17 protein-coding genes are annotated in these 15,303 nt (G+C 72.8%); 5 read left to right on the top strand and 12 right to left on the bottom strand.

The genetic code is table 11. The annotated features are described in order from the left end of the window. Window positions 1-10: 10 nt before the first annotated feature. Window positions 11-751, top strand: coding sequence for an SURF1 family protein (locus ACZ60W_RS13865; RefSeq protein ID WP_469755540.1), 741 nt, complete (start codon window positions 11-13; stop codon window positions 749-751). 71 nt (window positions 752-822) lie between these two features. On the opposite strand, the gene ACZ60W_RS13870 is transcribed toward ACZ60W_RS13865, so the two are convergent. The 7 genes from ACZ60W_RS13870 to ACZ60W_RS13900 form a co-directional block, all read right to left on the bottom strand. Continuing rightward, window positions 823-2,025, bottom strand: a complete 1,203-nt coding sequence (locus ACZ60W_RS13870; protein WP_469755541.1) for a hypothetical protein — start codon at window positions 2,023-2,025, stop codon at window positions 823-825. Then, window positions 2,022-2,768, bottom strand: coding sequence for a SigE family RNA polymerase sigma factor (locus ACZ60W_RS13875; protein ID WP_469755542.1), 747 nt, complete (start codon window positions 2,766-2,768; stop codon window positions 2,022-2,024). Before ACZ60W_RS13875 ends, ACZ60W_RS13870 begins: the two co-directional genes overlap by 4 nt. A 255-nt stretch (window positions 2,769-3,023) precedes the next feature. Next, window positions 3,024-4,091, bottom strand: coding sequence for an aspartate-semialdehyde dehydrogenase (locus tag ACZ60W_RS13880; RefSeq protein WP_469755543.1), 1,068 nt, complete (start codon window positions 4,089-4,091; stop codon window positions 3,024-3,026). After that, complete coding sequence (locus tag ACZ60W_RS13885) at window positions 4,088-5,368, bottom strand: aspartate kinase (RefSeq protein ID WP_366302705.1); 1,281 nt, start codon at window positions 5,366-5,368, stop codon at window positions 4,088-4,090. Before ACZ60W_RS13885 ends, ACZ60W_RS13880 begins: the two co-directional genes overlap by 4 nt. 115 nt (window positions 5,369-5,483) lie before the next feature. Beyond that, the gene (locus ACZ60W_RS13890) at window positions 5,484-6,146 is read right to left on the bottom strand and encodes a DUF5063 domain-containing protein (RefSeq protein ID WP_469755544.1); all 663 of its coding nucleotides are present in this window, start codon (window positions 6,144-6,146) and stop codon (window positions 5,484-5,486) included. A gap of 56 nt (window positions 6,147-6,202) precedes the next feature. Then, window positions 6,203-6,802, bottom strand: coding sequence for a recombination mediator RecR (gene recR / locus ACZ60W_RS13895; RefSeq protein ID WP_366302707.1), 600 nt, complete (start codon window positions 6,800-6,802; stop codon window positions 6,203-6,205). 91 nt (window positions 6,803-6,893) lie between these two features. Beyond that, on the bottom strand, window positions 6,894-7,229 hold the full coding sequence (locus tag ACZ60W_RS13900) for a YbaB/EbfC family nucleoid-associated protein (RefSeq protein WP_015034576.1): 336 nt from the start codon (window positions 7,227-7,229) through the stop codon (window positions 6,894-6,896). Window positions 7,230-7,499: 270 nt separating this feature from the next. On the opposite strand from ACZ60W_RS13900, the gene ACZ60W_RS13905 reads away from it, so the two are divergent. Continuing rightward, window positions 7,500-8,204, top strand: a complete 705-nt coding sequence (locus ACZ60W_RS13905; RefSeq protein WP_469755555.1) for an SLATT domain-containing protein — start codon at window positions 7,500-7,502, stop codon at window positions 8,202-8,204. Between the two features lie 66 nt (window positions 8,205-8,270). Here the strand turns inward: ACZ60W_RS13905 and ACZ60W_RS13910 are convergent, their stop codons facing one another. The 3 genes from ACZ60W_RS13910 to ACZ60W_RS13920 all read right to left on the bottom strand — a co-directional run bounded on the left by ACZ60W_RS13910 (window position 8,271) and on the right by ACZ60W_RS13920 (window position 11,217). After that, window positions 8,271-8,921 carry a hypothetical protein gene (locus ACZ60W_RS13910; RefSeq protein WP_469755545.1) on the bottom strand — a complete coding sequence of 217 codons (651 nt, stop codon included), beginning with the start codon at window positions 8,919-8,921 and terminating at the stop codon, window positions 8,271-8,273. A gap of 147 nt (window positions 8,922-9,068) precedes the next feature. Then, window positions 9,069-9,782: a GntR family transcriptional regulator gene (locus tag ACZ60W_RS13915; RefSeq protein ID WP_469755546.1), complete on the bottom strand. Its 714-nt coding sequence runs from the start codon at window positions 9,780-9,782 to the stop codon at window positions 9,069-9,071. A 70-nt stretch (window positions 9,783-9,852) separates the two neighbouring features. Then, window positions 9,853-11,217, bottom strand: coding sequence for an aminotransferase class III-fold pyridoxal phosphate-dependent enzyme (locus ACZ60W_RS13920; protein WP_469755547.1), 1,365 nt, complete (start codon window positions 11,215-11,217; stop codon window positions 9,853-9,855). Between the two features lie 143 nt (window positions 11,218-11,360). On the opposite strand from ACZ60W_RS13920, the gene ACZ60W_RS13925 reads away from it, so the two are divergent. Next, window positions 11,361-11,963, top strand: coding sequence for a DJ-1/PfpI family protein (locus ACZ60W_RS13925; protein WP_469755548.1), 603 nt, complete (start codon window positions 11,361-11,363; stop codon window positions 11,961-11,963). A gap of 9 nt (window positions 11,964-11,972) precedes the next feature. After that, window positions 11,973-12,446, top strand: a complete 474-nt coding sequence (locus tag ACZ60W_RS13930; protein WP_469755549.1) for a MarR family winged helix-turn-helix transcriptional regulator — start codon at window positions 11,973-11,975, stop codon at window positions 12,444-12,446. A 146-nt stretch (window positions 12,447-12,592) separates the two neighbouring features. On the opposite strand, the gene ACZ60W_RS13935 is transcribed toward ACZ60W_RS13930, so the two are convergent. Continuing rightward, entirely contained in the window at window positions 12,593-13,483 is an 891-nt protein-coding gene (locus ACZ60W_RS13935; RefSeq protein WP_469755550.1) for a glycoside hydrolase family 19 protein, read from the bottom strand. A 106-nt stretch (window positions 13,484-13,589) separates the two neighbouring features. Beyond that, window positions 13,590-14,030: a MarR family winged helix-turn-helix transcriptional regulator gene (locus ACZ60W_RS13940; protein ID WP_469755551.1), complete on the bottom strand. Its 441-nt coding sequence runs from the start codon at window positions 14,028-14,030 to the stop codon at window positions 13,590-13,592. 110 nt (window positions 14,031-14,140) lie between these two features. Between ACZ60W_RS13940 and ACZ60W_RS13945 the strand changes: the two genes are divergently transcribed. Beyond that, window positions 14,141-15,082, top strand: coding sequence for a haloalkane dehalogenase (locus tag ACZ60W_RS13945; protein ID WP_469755556.1), 942 nt, complete (start codon window positions 14,141-14,143; stop codon window positions 15,080-15,082). Window positions 15,083-15,303: the final 221 nt, after the last annotated feature.

Genomic DNA, 15,303 nt, shown 5'->3' on the forward strand with positions numbered 1-15,303 from the left:
CCGTGGGGGCGTGTACCGGTTCCTGAGAACGCCCCGCTGGTGGGGGATCAACGCCTTCGTCCTGCTCGCGATCCCGTTCTGCGTCTTCATGGGCACCTGGCAGCTCGGGAAGTTCGAGGACCGCGTCGACTCCCACCAGGAGGCCGGACAGCGGCCCGCCCCGAGCACGCGCAAGGCGGAGCCGCTGGCCGCCCTGCTCCCGGTGGACACCGAGACCTCGGGCCGCACCGCGGAGGCGCGCGGCCGGTTCGGCGAGCAGTTCCTCGTCCCCGGCCGCGAGCTGGACGGCCGCCCCGGCGCGTACGTCCTGACGCTGCTGAGGACGGACGGCGGCCGGTCCCTGCCGGTGGTCCGGGGCTGGCTCCCCACGGGCGCCGAGGCCCCCGCCCCGCCGTCCGGCGAGGTCACCGTGGTGGGCTCGCTCCAGGCGTCGGAGACCGCGGGCACGAAGGGCGTCCACACGGCGGGCGGCCTGCCCGAGGGACAGCTCGGCATGATCAGCGCGGCGTCCCTGGTGAACGTGGTGCAGGACGACGTCTACGACGCCTGGATCACCCTCGTCGACTCCCCCGCCGGTCTGACGCCGGTCCCGGCCGCCGCGGCCGCGGGCACCGGTCTGGACGCGAAGGCCTTCCAGAACCTCGGCTACACGGCGGAGTGGTTCGTCTTCGCGGGCTTCGTCGTCTTCATGTGGTTCCGCCTCGTGCGCCGCGAGGCGGAGGCCTCCCGCGACGAGGCCCTCGGCCTGTAGGGCCACCGGGCGCGCGCGGGCCGACGGGGCCGGGGCCCCGGCCCGCGGGTCCCGCGGGCCGGCCACGGGGCTCAGGAGCCGCTCAGGATCCCGGTCCGGTAGACAGTGCCGGCGCAGGCGCCGGGGACGACCGCGGAGGCCGTCGGGCCGCCCGGCTCCGCCGTGTGGCTGACGACGACGCTGCCGTCCGCCGGCCCGTCCTCGCGCAGCAGCTGGGCCGAGACACCGGCGCCCGCTTCGGAGCCCGCGCCCGCCTCCGAGCCGCCCGGCCCCGTACCGGTGCCGCCGACGCCCCCGCCCGAGGTCGGGGTGGGGTTGGCGGTGGTGGGCGGCGGCTCCGTCGGCGGCGGAGTGGTCGGCGGGTCGGTCGGGGTGGTCGGCGTGGGCGTCGGGGTGGTCCCGGTGGTCGGGCAGGTCTCGCTCGGCACCCAGACGAACCGCACCTCGTAGGAACCGTTCGGCTTCAGCAGGAGCGAGGACGACTCCTGCGAGGGGTCGGGCAGGCCGCTGCCGCCGTCGCCCGAGGTGTGCCGGACCACCGAGATCCGCGCCGGGTCGGCCGCGCCCCTGGCCTCGAAGCCGACGACGCCGCTGCCGTCGACGACGCAGTTCGCGGCCGAGACGTTGGCGATGCGGAAGGTGCCGTAGACCCGGCCCTCGGCGGTGGGGCCGTCGGCGCCCTCGCCGGTGACGCCGAGCTGGTCGGCGGTGCAGCGCGGGGCGGAGCCGTTCAGCACGTCCTGGGACTGCCGGGGGCCGCCGTTGGCGCCCGCCGCGGCCGCCTTGCCCGCGGTGCCCTCGTCCGCTCCCTGGCTCGGCGAGACGGTGCCCGCCGGGGGCTTGGCGCCCTGGCCGCCCGCGCCGCCGCTCTCGGCGGCGGTGCCGCCCTGGGCGTCCTCGCCGTGGCCGGCGTTCACGGGGTCGGCGGCGGAGAGTCCGCCCGAGGAGGCGACGTGCACGAAGGCGGGGACGGCGGTGCCGATGAGGACGGCCGCTGCGCAGGCGCCGACGAACGCCTGGCGCTTGCGGGCGCGGCGCGCGGGCACGGCGCGGCGCAGGTGGTCCAGGGAGCCCGCGGAGGGCTCCAGGCCGGACACCGCGCCCTGGAAGAGCCGCCGCAGCGCGAGTTCGTCGTCGCCGTCGCCCTCGCCGGGTCCGGGCTCGATGTTCACCATGCGCTGTCCACTCACGTCGTCGCGTTCGTCCGGGGCGGGGTGCTCCTCGGGAGCGTCGCCGCCTTCCTCACCGGGCGTCCTGCCGGGGGTCTCGGTCATGCCGTCGCTCCCATCGCGACGCGCAGCGCCGCGATGCCCCGCGATCCGTACGCCTTCACCGAACCCAGGGAGATCCCGAGCGTCTCGGCGACCTGAGCCTCGGTCATGTCGGAGAAGTAGCGCAGGGCGAGCACCTCGCGCTGGCGGCGCTGGAGTCCGCGCATCGCCTTGATGAGGTCCTCGCGCTCCAGCTGCTCGTACGCCCCCTCCTCCGCGCTGGCCATGTCCGGCATGGGCTTGGACAGCAGCTTGAGGCCGAGGATGCGGCGGCGCAGCGCGGACCGGGAGAGGTTCACGACGGTCTGGCGGAGGTACGCGAGGGTCTTCTCGGGCTCGCGGACGCGCTTGCGGGCCGAGTGGACGCGGATGAACGCCTCCTGGACGACGTCCTCGCATGAGGCGGTGTCGTCGAGGAGGAGCGCGGCGAGTCCGAGCAGCGACCGGTAGTGGGCGCGGTAGGTCTCGGTGAGGTGGTCGACGGTCGTCCCGGCGGCCGCCTCGGCGCTCGTGCGGGGCGACGGGATGGCGTCGATCCCCGTGGCGCGGGGTGCGGTGGGCACGGGGGCGATCACCGGCATCCCGCCGAGCGCACGGGACCGCCGGAACGGGCGGGCCGCGGGGCCGCGTACGGGGCCGATGGCGCTGCCCCGGACGGGGAGCACGGCGCTGCTCCGCACGGGGAGCACGGCTGTGCCCGCGCCGCGGAGCGGAGCGATGGTCGCGATGTCGAGTACCTCTGCCACGCATGTTGGACACGCGTCCCCCCGACAGGGTTGTACGCGTACGCCACCCTTTTTGACGGTGACTCGTATGTCCTCATGCGTAACCGTTCTCCCCCTGTGCCCCGCTTTCACAGCGTGCTCCGCGCCACACAGCTGTGGGTGCACGCGAAGACGCCTTCACCCCGGCCGTTGGTTGCGGCAGGGGGGAAAAGCATCCTCGTCCACCGCATCACCGCAGTTCAAGAGGGATCTGACGCCTAATTGCTCACAGGACGTTCACAGATCCCACAAAGCGGCGACGACCGATTCCGCGATCTGAAGGGCGTTCAGGGCCGCGCCCTTGCGCAGGTTGTCGGCGCAGACGAAGAAGTCGAGCGCCCGCTCGTCGTCCATGGACCGCCGGACCCGTCCGACCCAGGCGGGGTCGGTGCCGACGACGTCGGCGGGGGTGGGGAAGTCGCCGGCCTCGGGGTCGTCGTAGAGCACGACGCCGGGCGAGGTCGCGAGGACCTCGTGCGCCCGCCCGACGGGCACGGGGTGCTCGAAGCGGGCGTGGACGGAGACCGAGTGCCCGGTCACGACGGGCACGCGGACGCAGGTGGCAGCGACCCGGAGTCCGGGCAGCCCGAGGATCCTGCGGGTCTCGTCCCGGACGTGCTCCTCCTCCGAGGAGGCCCCGTCGGCGCCGGCCGTGCCCGACCAGGGCAGGACGTTGAGCGCGAGGGGGCCCGGGAAGGGGCCGTTGGCCTCGCCGACGGCCCGTCGTACGTCGCCGGGGTGGGTGCCCAGGTCTCCGGCGTCGGCGACGAGGCCGAGCTGGGCGCGGAGCGCCTCGGCGCCGGCCCGTCCCGCGCCCGCGCCGGACGCGGCCTGCTGGGCGGTGACGACCAGTTCGGTGAGGCCGAACTCGGCGTGCAGGGTGCCCACGGCGACGATCAGCGCGAGGGTGGTCGAGCCGGGGCTCGCGACGATGCCCCGGGGCCGTACGCGCGCGGCGTGCGGGTTGGTCTCGGGGACCACCAGGGGGACGTCGGGGTCGGCCCGGAAGGCCGCGGAGGTGTCCACGACGACGGCGCCCTTGGCGGCGGCGACGGGCGCCCACTGGGCCGCGACCGTCTCGGGCGCGAGGAAGAGCGCCAGGTCGACGCCTTCGAGGGACTCCTCGTCCAGCGCGAGGATCTCGCACTCCTCCCCGCGCACGGCGGCCTTGCGGCCGGCCGAGCGCGGGGAGGCGAGGAGGCGTATCTCGCCCCAGACGTCCGCGTGGTGCGTGAGCATCTGGAGCATCACCGAGCCGACGGCTCCGGTCGCACCGACGACCGCGAGCGTCGGCTTCGGGTTCATCGTCCGGTGCCTCCGTAGACCACGGCCTCGTCCGAGTCGCTGTCCAGCCCGAAGGCGGTGTGGACGGCGCGCACGGCCTCGTTGACGTCGTCGGCGCGGGTGACGACCGAGATGCGGATCTCGGAGGTCGAGATGAGCTCGATGTTCACGCCCGCGTCGGAGAGTGCGCGGAAGAAGTCCGCGGTGACGCCCGGGTTGGTCTTCATCCCGGCGCCGACCAGGGAGATCTTGCCGATCTGGTCGTCGTAGCGCAGGGAGTCGAAGCCGATCGCGCTCTTCGCCTTCTCCAGGGCGTCGATGGCCTTGCGGCCCTCGGCCTTGGGGAGGGTGAAGGAGATGTCCGTGAGGCCGGTGGAGGCGGCGGACACGTTCTGCACGATCATGTCGATGTTGATCTCGGCATCCGCGACGGCGCGGAAGATGGCCGCGGCCTCGCCCGGCTTGTCCGGCACGCCGACGACGGTGATCTTCGCCTCCGAGGTGTCGTGGGCGACACCCGAGATGATGGCCTGCTCCACCTTCTGGTCCTTTGCGTCGGAGAGCGGTTCGTTGCTGACCCACGTGCCCTGCAGTCCCGAGAAGGACGAGCGGACGTGGATCGGGATGTTGTAGCGGCGCGCGTACTCGACGCAGCGGTGCAGCAGCACCTTGGAGCCGGAGGCGGCGAGCTCCAGCATGTCCTCGAAGGAGATCCAGTCGATCTTCTTCGCCTTCTTCACCACGCGCGGGTCGGCCGTGAAGACGCCGTCGACGTCGGTGTAGATCTCGCAGACCTCGGCGTCGAGCGCGGCGGCGAGCGCCACGGCCGTGGTGTCCGAGCCGCCGCGGCCCAGGGTGGTGATGTCCTTCTTGTCCTGGGACACGCCCTGGAAGCCGGCGACGATGGCGATGTTGCCCTCGTCGAGGGCGGTGCGGATCCGGCCCGGCGTGACATCGATGATGCGCGCCTTGTTGTGGACCGAGTCCGTGATGACACCGGCCTGGCTGCCCGTGAACGACTGGGCCTCGTGACCCAGGTTTTTGATCGCCATGGCCAGCAGGGCCATGGAGATCCGCTCCCCGGCGGTCAGCAGCATGTCGAACTCCCGCCCGGCAGGGATCGGGGATACCTGCTCGGCGAGATCGATCAGCTCGTCCGTCGTGTCGCCCATCGCGGAAACCACGACGACCACCTGGTGGCCGTTCTTCTTGGCGTCCACGATCCGCTTGGCGACGCGCTTGATGCCTTCGGCATCGGCAACGGAGGAGCCTCCGTACTTCTGCACGACAAGGCCCACGTGCGCTCCTCGCTCAGTCTGTGCCGCAGCCGGCGCTGCGATCGGCTCAGTCTAACGAGCGGCCCGGAAACACCAGCGTGGTATCACATCCTGAGATGTGCTGCTCGGAGAGTGATCAGCTCTTGAGGGAGCGCAGGCCGAGCGGGGTGGCGATCTCCTCCAGCATCACGCGGCCCGCCTCCTCGGCGAGGTCGTCCTCGGTCAGGTCCTCGTCGGTGTCCAGGCCGTCGAGCGCGGCCAGCGGCTGGTCGAGGCGGACGTGGGCGACGAGGGACTGCAGGGCGCGCAGGGTGGCCGAGGCCGTCGGGCCCCAGTTGGAGAAGTACGAGAACTGCCACCACCAGAGCGCCTCGCTGGTGCGGCCGGCCCGGTAGTGGGCCAGGCCGTGGCGGAGGTCGGTGACGATGTCCGCCAGGTTGTCCGAGATGCGGGCGGGGACCGGGGCCTTGCGCGGCTCGTACGGGTCGAAGACCTCCGAGAAGACGTCGACCGGGTCCAGCATCACCGCGAACCGCTCGCGCAGCTCGTCGACGTCCGGCTCGGGACCCGTGTCCGGCTCGTAGCGCTCGTCCGGGACGATGTCCTCGTGCGCGCCCAGCCGGCCGCCCGCCAGGAGCAGCTGGGAGATCTCCAGGAGCAGGAAGGGCACCGCGCTGTCCGGCTCGTCGCCCTTGGCGACCTCGGTCGTCGCGACGATGAAGCTCTCGATCGAGTCGGAGATCTGGACCGCGAAGTCGTCGGGGTCCTGCGTGACGGAGTGCAGTGTGGCGTCAGACATCGAGCTGCCTTCCTCGAAGCACAAGTCGGAGCACGCGGGCCCGGGCCCGGTCGTCGTCATACATCTAGCAGCCTCCGTCCCTCGAAGGCACGGCCGAGGGTGACCTCGTCGGCGTACTCCAGGTCGCCGCCGACCGGCAGGCCGCTCGCGAGCCGGGTCACCTTCAGCCCCATGGGCTTGATCATCCGCGCCAGGTAGGTCGCGGTGGCCTCGCCCTCCAGGTTCGGGTCGGTGGCGAGGATCAGCTCGGTGACCGCCCCGTCCGCGAGCCGCGCCAGGAGCTCGCGGATCCTCAGGTCGTCCGGGCCGACGCCCTCGATCGGGCTGATCGCGCCGCCCAGGACGTGGTACCGGCCCCGGAACTCGCGCGTCCGCTCGATCGCCACGACGTCCTTCGGCTCCTCGACCACGCAGATGACGGTGAGGTCGCGCCGCGGGTCCCGGCAGATGTTGCACTGCTCCTGCTGCGCCACGTTCCCGCAGACCTCGCAGAACCGGACCTTCTCCTTGACCTCCAGGAGGGCGTGCGCGAGCCGGCGGACGTCCGTCGGCTCGGCCTGGAGGATGTGGAAGGCGATCCGCTGCGCGCTCTTGGGACCGACGCCGGGCAGCCTGCCCAGTTCGTCGATGAGCTCCTGAACCACGCCTTCGTACACGGAACGCCCTTCCAGGGGGAGTGCTTGTTTCTTACGGTAGTGGCTGAAAGCGAGCCTTAGAAGCCCGTCGCGGCAGCCGGGGAGAAGGGGCTCAGAAGCCCAGGCCCGGCATCCCGCCCATGCCCTGCGCCAGCGGGCCCAGCTTGGCCTGCTGGAGCTGCTGCGCGTTGTCGTTGGCGGCCTGCACCGCGGCCACGATGAGGTCGGCCAGCGTCTCGGTGTCCTCCGGGTCGACCGCCTTCGGGTCGATCACCAGGCCGCGCAGCTCGCCGGAGCCCGTCACGGTCGCCTTCACGAGGCCGCCGCCCGCCTGCCCGTCGACCTCGGTCGCCGCCAGCTCCTGCTGCGCCCGGGCCAGGTCCTGCTGCATCTTCTGGGCCTGCTGGAGGAGCTGCTGCATGTTGGGCTGGCCACCACCGGGGATCACGGTCACTCCTGAGGGTCGGTACGTCCGTATGTGTCGGTACGCCGAGCCTACGTGTTCGCCGCCCGCCCTGCCTCCATCACTCTTTCGGGTGAGAAACTGCGGCCTCCTCTACCTGATCAACACCCTCTTGCGGGCGGAAATCCCGGGATTCCGGGCCCGCCGCCCACCATTCGGCGGTAGGAAGGGCAGGCACCACGTGCACCGCACGTCACAGAAGGACATGAGCGCTGAGCTGAACAGAGGAGTCCCCCGGTGAGCCAGCAGCCGGAGATGCAGCCACCGGGACCCCCGGGCGGCGACGTCCACCGCGATCTGACCGGTACGCCCTTCCCCCTGGGCGACTGGGGCGAGCCGGCCGAACGGCTCGACGAGCTGTACCGCTGGGTGGAGTCCCACGCCCTGCGCACCGCCGAGTGGTACCTGTCGGACCGCGTCTGGAAGCGCCGCTGCGCCCGGGCGCTGCGGCTGGGGACGGCGGCCGGGGTGATCGCGGGCGCCGCGCTGCCGCTGCTCGACCTGACCGGGGTCGCCGCCGGCACCGCGGGCTGGGGCTATCTGTCGCTGCTGCTCGGCGCCGCCTGCCTGGCCTGCGACCGGTACTTCGGCGTCACGTCCGGGTGGATAAGGGACGTGGCCACCGCGCAGGCCGTGCAGCGGCGTCTCCAGGCGCTCCAGTTCGACTGGGCGTCGGAGAGCGTCCGGGAGGTCCTGGGGCCCACGGAGGGCACCGCCAGCGAGGCCGCCGAGCGCTGTCTCGGGGTGCTGCGCCGCTTCTCGGAGGACGTGACCGAGCTCGTCCGCGCGGAGACCGCGGACTGGATGGTCGAGTTCCGTTCGGGCCCGGCGCCGCTGGCCCTCCAGTCGGTGGGCGTCGTGCCCGCGCGGGCGGAGAGCCACCACCCCTCGGGCCGTTTCCCGCTCCCGCCGGGCACCCGGCCGAACATGCCGCGCCAGCGCCCCCCGGAGACCCGCTAGGGGTGTCCGGGGGCGCGTGTTCCCGGTGACCGGGGGCGTCCGGACCCGGGGCCGGGGCCCCGGGCCTCAGCTCAGGATGATCATCGAGCCCTGGGCCAGGCTCCGGGTCGCCGCCGCGTGCAGGCCCAGCCACACGTGCCGCTCCCGGGCGAAGGGACTGCCGTCGTACGGGACGGGCGCGGCCGGCTCCTCCAGCGCGGTCGGCCGCTCCGGCGGCACCGGGGCGGCCGGCGGGTTCGCCGGGTCGATGCCGATCGAGGGCGCCACGAACTCCAGCTCGCGCAGGAGCCCGTACGAGGAGCCGAGCGGGCCGCCGCCCTCCAGCAGCTCGTCGGTGGTCAGCGGGGCCGGGAAGTCGACCGGCACGTACGCGCCCGCGTGGTCGTAGTGCCAGACCAGGTGGGACTGCTGGGCGGTCGCCTCGAACATCTCCAGGAGCTGCTCGTAGTCCCCGCCGAGCTCGCCGACCGGCTCGACCGGCAGCCCGCACATCTGCAGCAGGTACGCCCGCCGCAGGAAGTGCAGGGCCTCGTAGTCGAAGCCCGCGACCGGGGCGACGTCCCCGGTGAGCCCCGGCATGTACGCGTAGACGGGCACGGTCGGCAGACCGGACGCGCTGAGCACGGCGTCGAAGACGGCTATCTCTTCGGCGAAGGGGTTGTCGGGGCTGTGGCACAGCACGTCGACGAGGGGGACCAGCCACAGGTCACAGGCCAAGGGAGGCTCGCTCTCCGTCAGTTGCAGGGACGGCCAGGGTAGTCGGCCCGGCCGACCACGCCCACCCGCTGAGGAACTGCCCCCGGAGACCGGGCCTCAACCCGCCCCGGCGGGCTTCGGTCCGGCGCGCGGTCCGGCCGGACGCCGTCACCGCGCCCGTCGCTCCAGGCGGTCCGCCCACTCCAGCGCGTGCGCGTTGTACGCCCGGACGACCTCGGCGGCCGCCGCGGCGTCGCCGCGCGTGATCGCGTCGACCAGCTCCACGTGCCCGCCCCACAGCCAGCCGAGGAGGTCCCGCTCGGCCCGCAGGTAGGGCACGGAGAAGACCCACGCCTGGACGCGCAGCCTGTGCAGGAAGTCGGCGATGTAGGCGTTGGCGGCGACCAGCCGGCCCAGCTCGCGCCAGTACCGGATGTCGTAGCCGATGAGGATGTCGAGGTCGCCGGCGCGGGCCGCGCGGGCCGCCGCCTCCCCCCGGCGCCGTACGGAGACCAGCGCGACCCCCACGCCGAGGTCGGGCTCCGCGGCGGAGGACGGCGGGAGGGGGGTGAGCACGGGCCTGTCGCGGCGGAAGATGCCGTCGACGACCAGCATCCGGGCCTCGACCATGCCGCGGTAGTCGTCGACCGAGTACTGGTGGACGCGGAAGCCGCGGTGCTGGTCGGAGTCGAGGAGCCCCTGTGCGCAGAGGTCGACGAGGGCTTCGCGGACGGGTGTCGCCGACACCCCGTACTGCTCCGCGATCTGCTTGACGGTGAATTCCTCGCCGGGCTGGAGACGGCCCGCGAGCACTTCGTCACGCAGCGCGTCCGCGATCTGCTGTCGCAAGGTGTTGCGGGTGACAGCTCCGCTCGCGGGCATCGTGGCGGCCCCCTCCGTCCGGTTCCGGGACACCCTAGTCCAGACGGAGGAGACCTCCTCGGTGCTGCGGTTACGCGGTGTGCTCGTCGGCCACCGAGAGCGCCGCGTCCAGGGCGGCGAGGCCCTCCTTGACCTCCGCCTCGGAGACGTTGCAGGCGGGAACGGCGTGGGTGCGGTTCATGTTGACGAAGGGCCACAGGCCCTGCTTCTTCGCCGCGGCGCCGAAGGCGGCCATGGGCGCGTTGGCCTCGCCGGCCGCGTTGTAGGGGACGAGCGGCTCGCGGGTCTCGCGGTTCCTGACCAGGTCGAGCGCCCAGAAGACGCCCATGCCGCGGACCTCGCCGACCGACGGGTGGCGCTCGGCGAGCTCGCGGAGGCCCGGGCCGAGGACGGTCTCGCCGATGTGGGCGGCGTTCTCGACGACCTTCTCGTCCTCCATCACCTGGATGGTGGCGACGGCCGCGGCGCAGGCCAGCGGGTGGCCGGAGTAGGTGAGTCCGCCCGGGTAGGGCCGCTTGTCGAAGGTGGCGGCGATCTCGGCGTTGATGGCGACGCCGCCGAGGGGCACGTAGCCGGAGTTCACGCCCTTGGCGAAGGTCATCAGGTCGGGCACGACGTCGAAGTGCTCGGCGGCGAACCACCGGCCGGTGCGGCCGAAGCCCGCCATGACCTCGTCGAGGACGAAGACGATGCCGTACCGGTCGCAGATCGCGCGGACGCCGGCGAGGTAGCCGGGCGGCGGGGTCATGATGCCGGCGGTGCCGGGCACGGTCTCCAGGATGATCGCGGCGATGGTCGCCGGACCCTCGAAGGCGATCGTGTCCTCCAGGTGCTGGAGGGCGCGGGCGCACTCCTCCGCCTCGGTGGTGGCGTAGAAGGGCGAGCGGTAGAGGAAGGGCGCCCAGAAGCGCACGACGCCGGCGGAGCCGTTGTCGGAGGCCCAGCGGCGGGGGTCGCCGGTCAGGTTGATCGCGGTGGAGGTGGCGCCGTGGTACGAGCGGTAGGCGGAGAGCACCTTCGTGCGGCCGGTGTGCAGCCGGGCCATGCGGACGGCGTTCTCGACGGCCTCGGCGCCGCCGTTGGTGAAGAAGATCTTGTCCAGGTCGCCCGGGGTGCGCTCGGCGATGAGGCGTGCGGCCTCGGAGCGGACGTCGACGGCGAAGGCGGGCGCGAAGGTCGCGAGCTTCCCGGCCTGCTCCTGGATGGCGGCGACCACCTTGGGGTGCTGGTAGCCGATGTTCGTGTAGACGAGGCCGCTGGTGAAGTCGAGGTAGCGGTTTCCGTCGTAGTCCCAGAAGTACGAACCCTCGGCGCCGGCGACGGCGAGCGGGTCGATCAGGCCCTGGGCGGACCAGGAGTGGAACACGTGCGCGCGGTCGGCGGCCTTGACGGCCGCGCCGGCCTGGGGATCGGGTTCGATGACATGAGGGGTCATGGGTCGAGGGTAAGGAACCGCAGGTGGGGCGGGCCATGGCCATCTTGTCCACCGAGACCGGGGCGGACGCGACACGTTGTTTTCCCTCGGCCGTCCCCTTCCTCTTCGTTGACAGCACACTGTCGACATGACAGTCTTCTGTCATGGAAGCCAAGGGATCCACGACCGTCCACCTCGCCGTCTACGACACCCTCGCCGACTGGGAGACCGGCCACGCCACGGCCTGGCTCGCCCGCGCCGGATACACCGTCCGCACCGTCGGCCCGGCCGCCGGAGAGCCCGTCACCACGATCGCCGGCATCCGGATCGTCCCCGACCTCGCGCTCGCCGACCTCACCCCCGCCGACAGCGCCCTGCTGATCCTCCCGGGCGCCGAGAAGTACGACGAGGGCGACGAACTGTCCCCCTTCACCGCCAAGGCCCGCGCCTTCCTCGACGCCGGGGTCCCGGTCGCCGCGATCTGCGGCGCCACGGCCGGTCTGGCGAAGGAGGGCCTCCTCGACGACCGCTCCCACACCAGCGCGGTCTCCTTCTACCTCGCCGCCACCGGCTACGAGGGCGGCGAGCACTACGTCGACGCGGACGCCGTGCGCGACGGCGACCTCATCACGGCGGGGCCGACGGAGCCGGTGGCCTTCGCCCGCGAGATCTTCGCCCGTCTCGGCGCGTACGAGGGCAAGCGGGACGCCTGGTACCGGCTCTTCCAGCACTCCGACCCGGCCGCCTTCGCCGAACTGAACGGCTGAGGACCGCACATGAGCCGTGAACAGCAGGACGCCCTCTCCCGTACGGCCCTGGGCGTCTTCCGCCTCAACGGCCAGTTCCTCGCCGTGTCCGAGAGACTGGCCGAGCCGGCGGGGCTCACCGCCGCCTGGTGGCAGGTCCTCGGGGCCGTGCTCCCCGAGCCCCTCCCGGTCGCCGGGATCGCCCGCGCCATGGGCATCACCCGCCAGAGCGTCCAGCGGGTCGCCGACCTGCTCGTCCGCGAGGGGCTCGCCGTCTACCGGCCGAACCCGGCCCACCGCCGCGCCAAGCTCCTCGCCCCCACGGACACCGGGCGGGCCGCCGTCCGCCGCATCGATCCGGGCCACGCGGAGCTCGCCGCCCTGCTCGCGCGGGAGCTGGGCGGCCAGGACGCCTTCGACGAGACGGTGCGCGTCCTGGAGCGCCTCTCGGCCGCCCTGGAGAGGGTCACGGAGGAGCACCGGCCGCCCGTGACACCGGGGTGAAGGGGGCGGAGTCCGCCCTCGTCGCGGGCCTGGCCCCGGAGCCGGCGCCGGCCCGGGTGGTCGGGAGGGCGTGAAAAGGCCGTCCGCCGCCGCACGAGGCGACGGCGGACGGCCCGGAAGCGGGTCGCGGCCGGGGGCCTGACCGGCTAGCAGTACAGGTTCGCGCCGGTGGGGACGCCGAGGATCTGGGTGAACTGCTGGTACTTGGTGACGCGGCTCTGGACCTGGGCCGGGTTGCGGCCGTCGCACTCCAGGGAGCCGTTGATGGAACGGATGGTCTGGCCGAAGCCGGCGCCGTTGACCATGGCGTTGTGGCCGGTCATGGTGCCGGGGCCGCTCTGGGTGTTCCAGTACCAGAGGCCGGTCATCATCGCGATGGCCGGCTCGCGCTCGACCCGCCAGGGGTTGTTGAGCAGGTCGATGCCGAGGGAGTCGCCGGCTGCCTTGTAGTTGAAGTTCCAGGAGAGCTGGATGGGGCCGCGGCCGTAGTAGGCGGCCTGGCCGGCGGGGCAGCCGTAGGGCTGGCTCGTGTCGCAGTAGTGGGGGTAGTTGGCGGTGTTCTGCTCGACGATGTAGTAGAGGCCGCCGGTCTCGTGGGAGACGTTGGCGAGGAAGGCCGCGGCCTCCTGCTTCTTCACCGTGTCGCTGCCGGTGGTGGCGAACGCCGGGTAGGACTTGAGGGCCGCGGTGAGGCCGGCGTACGTGTAGAAGGGGTTCCGGTTCGGGAACATCTGGTTGAACTGGGCCTCGGAGACGACGAATCCGGACGGGTTCGGGTCCGTGCCGCCGCCACCGCCGCCGCAGGTGCCCTCGTCACGCCAGACGTCCGAGGAGCCGGGGCGCTCGTTCTGGGTCCACCACTTCGCGTACCAGTTGTGGCCGTTGTACGAGGCGGTCATGCCGCCGGTGTAGACGCTGCCCGAGTTCCAGGCGGTGACGCAGGCGGGGGCCGCGCCGGCCGGGGCGTTGGGGAGGAGCACGGCGAGTCCGACCGCCGTACAGAGGGCGGCGAACAGGGTGATGAGTCTGCGCTTCATGCGCGGTTCCTTCCGGGTGGGGGTCCGGGCGGCCCTAGCGAAGCGCGATTGGTCTGGACCTGTCAAGGTCTGGACCAGACATCGTGACAGTGGGGGTCCCGCTTGCTCAGCGGTCGAGGAGCCGCTCCAACAGCGCGGCGAGCAGCGCCCGTTCGGCGACGGACAGCGGCTCCATCAGCTCGTCCTGGGCGTCGACCAGCACCTTGTCGAGGCGTTCGAGGTGCCTGCGGCCGCGCGCGGTGAGGGTGATGACGTTGCGTCGGCGGTCGGCCGGGTCGGGGGTGCGCTCCACGTGCCCTTGGTCGACGAGTTCGTTGATGACGGAGACCAGGTCGCTGCGGTAGACGCCGGTGCGGCGGCTGAGGTCGGCCTGACTGGCGGGCCCGTGCTCGTCGAGCGAGACCAGCGCCGCGTAGTGCCACTTGCGGGCGTCCTCGGCGGCGAGGCCGGCGCTGACGAGGCGGTCGGCCCGGGCGGCGGTCAGGGCGAGGAGGCGGCTGGGGAGGGCGCGGAGGCGCTCCGGGGTCTGCGGCGAGGGCTCGGTCATGTCGCGCAGATTACCCGTTGCGTTAGGGGCACGAACGGTATAGCTTCATTAGTGCCACGAACGTTAGTGACACTAACATGAATGCCGTGAACGTTAGGGGAGTGAACGCCATGCCCGTGATCGACGTCCTCGATTCGACGATGTCCTACGAGTTCCGCGAGGGAACCGGCACTCCCTTCGTCTTCCTGCACGGCAACCCGACCTCCTCCCACCTCTGGCGGCACGTCCTGCCGGCCGTCGGCGGCGGGCGGCGGCTGTACGCGCCGGACCTGATCGGGATGGGACGCTCGGGGAAGCCGGACATCGCCTACGACTACGCGGACCAGGCGCGCTACCTGGAGGCGTGGATCGAGGCGATGGGTCTCGACGAGGTGGTGCTCGTCGGCATCGACTGGGGCGGATCGCTCGCCTTCGACTGGGCCGCCCGGCATCCCGGACGGGTCCGGGGCGTGGCCTTCATGGAGACGATCCTGCGCCCGATGACCTGGGAGGAGTTCCCGGAGAAGGCCCGGGGGCGCTGGGAGGCCTTCCGCACCCCGGGAGTGGGCGAGCGGATGGTCCTGGACGAGAACCTCTTCATCGAGGACTCCTTCGGCCACACGGTGGTGACGGGGCTCGGCAAGGCCGACCACGACGTCTACCGCGCGCCGTACCCGACGCCGGAGTCCCGGCGTCCGCTGCTGGAGTGGGCGCGCGCGATGCCCCTGGGCGCGGAGCCGGCGGAGGTGGTCTCGCGCGTCGAGGCGTACGGCAGGTGGCTGGGCGCCTCGCCCGAGGTGCCGAAGCTGCTGCTGACCTTCTCGGGCTCCCCGACGCTGATGATCGACGCCCCCGCGGCGGCCTGGTGCGCCGAGCACATGGCCGGCCTGACCACCACCGCCTGCGGCCCCGCCGGACACCAGGCCCCGGAGGACCGGCCGACGGAGATCGCGGCCGCGCTCACCACATGGGCGGACGGCCTGGGACTGGGCGGGGAGGGCCGGCGAGCGGACGGGGTCGGGCTGCCCGCGGCGGGACGGGACGCCCTGGCAGAGCGGGACGGGACGCCCTGACCGGACGGACAGGGTCCCCTCCCCCGCCGGGAGGCCCCGGCGGTGGCCGCTTCGTGTCGGCCGGCCCCGGCGGTGGCCGTCCGTCGCCTCCCGGACCGGTGGTGGACGGCCTGTGGGGGGGGGGGGGGGGGGGGGGGGAGGGGAGGGGGGATGGGGGGGGGGGGGGGGGGGGGGGGGCCCCCCTCCCCTCCAAAGGAGCCGGTGCGCGGGTAGAAGAAGAC

The organism is Streptomyces sp. NPDC104202 (assembly GCF_055584185.1).

Coding starts and splice junctions, on each gene's coding strand:
- ACZ60W_RS13870 (WP_469755541.1), bottom strand. CDS start 2,025: ATGACCGAGACCCCCGGCAGGACGCCCGGTGAGGAAGGCGGCGACGCT.
- ACZ60W_RS13880 (WP_469755543.1), bottom strand. CDS start 4,091: ATGAACCCGAAGCCGACGCTCGCGGTCGTCGGTGCGACCGGAGCCGTC.
- ACZ60W_RS13890 (WP_469755544.1), bottom strand. CDS start 6,146: ATGTCTGACGCCACACTGCACTCCGTCACGCAGGACCCCGACGACTTC.
- ACZ60W_RS13905 (WP_469755555.1), top strand. CDS start 7,500: ATGCAGCCACCGGGACCCCCGGGCGGCGACGTCCACCGCGATCTGACC.
- ACZ60W_RS13915 (WP_469755546.1), bottom strand. CDS start 9,782: ATGCCCGCGAGCGGAGCTGTCACCCGCAACACCTTGCGACAGCAGATC.
- ACZ60W_RS13920 (WP_469755547.1), bottom strand. CDS start 11,217: ATGACCCCTCATGTCATCGAACCCGATCCCCAGGCCGGCGCGGCCGTC.
- ACZ60W_RS13925 (WP_469755548.1), top strand. CDS start 11,361: ATGGAAGCCAAGGGATCCACGACCGTCCACCTCGCCGTCTACGACACC.
- ACZ60W_RS13930 (WP_469755549.1), top strand. CDS start 11,973: ATGAGCCGTGAACAGCAGGACGCCCTCTCCCGTACGGCCCTGGGCGTC.
- ACZ60W_RS13935 (WP_469755550.1), bottom strand. CDS start 13,483: ATGAAGCGCAGACTCATCACCCTGTTCGCCGCCCTCTGTACGGCGGTC.
- ACZ60W_RS13940 (WP_469755551.1), bottom strand. CDS start 14,030: ATGACCGAGCCCTCGCCGCAGACCCCGGAGCGCCTCCGCGCCCTCCCC.
- ACZ60W_RS13945 (WP_469755556.1), top strand. CDS start 14,141: ATGCCCGTGATCGACGTCCTCGATTCGACGATGTCCTACGAGTTCCGC.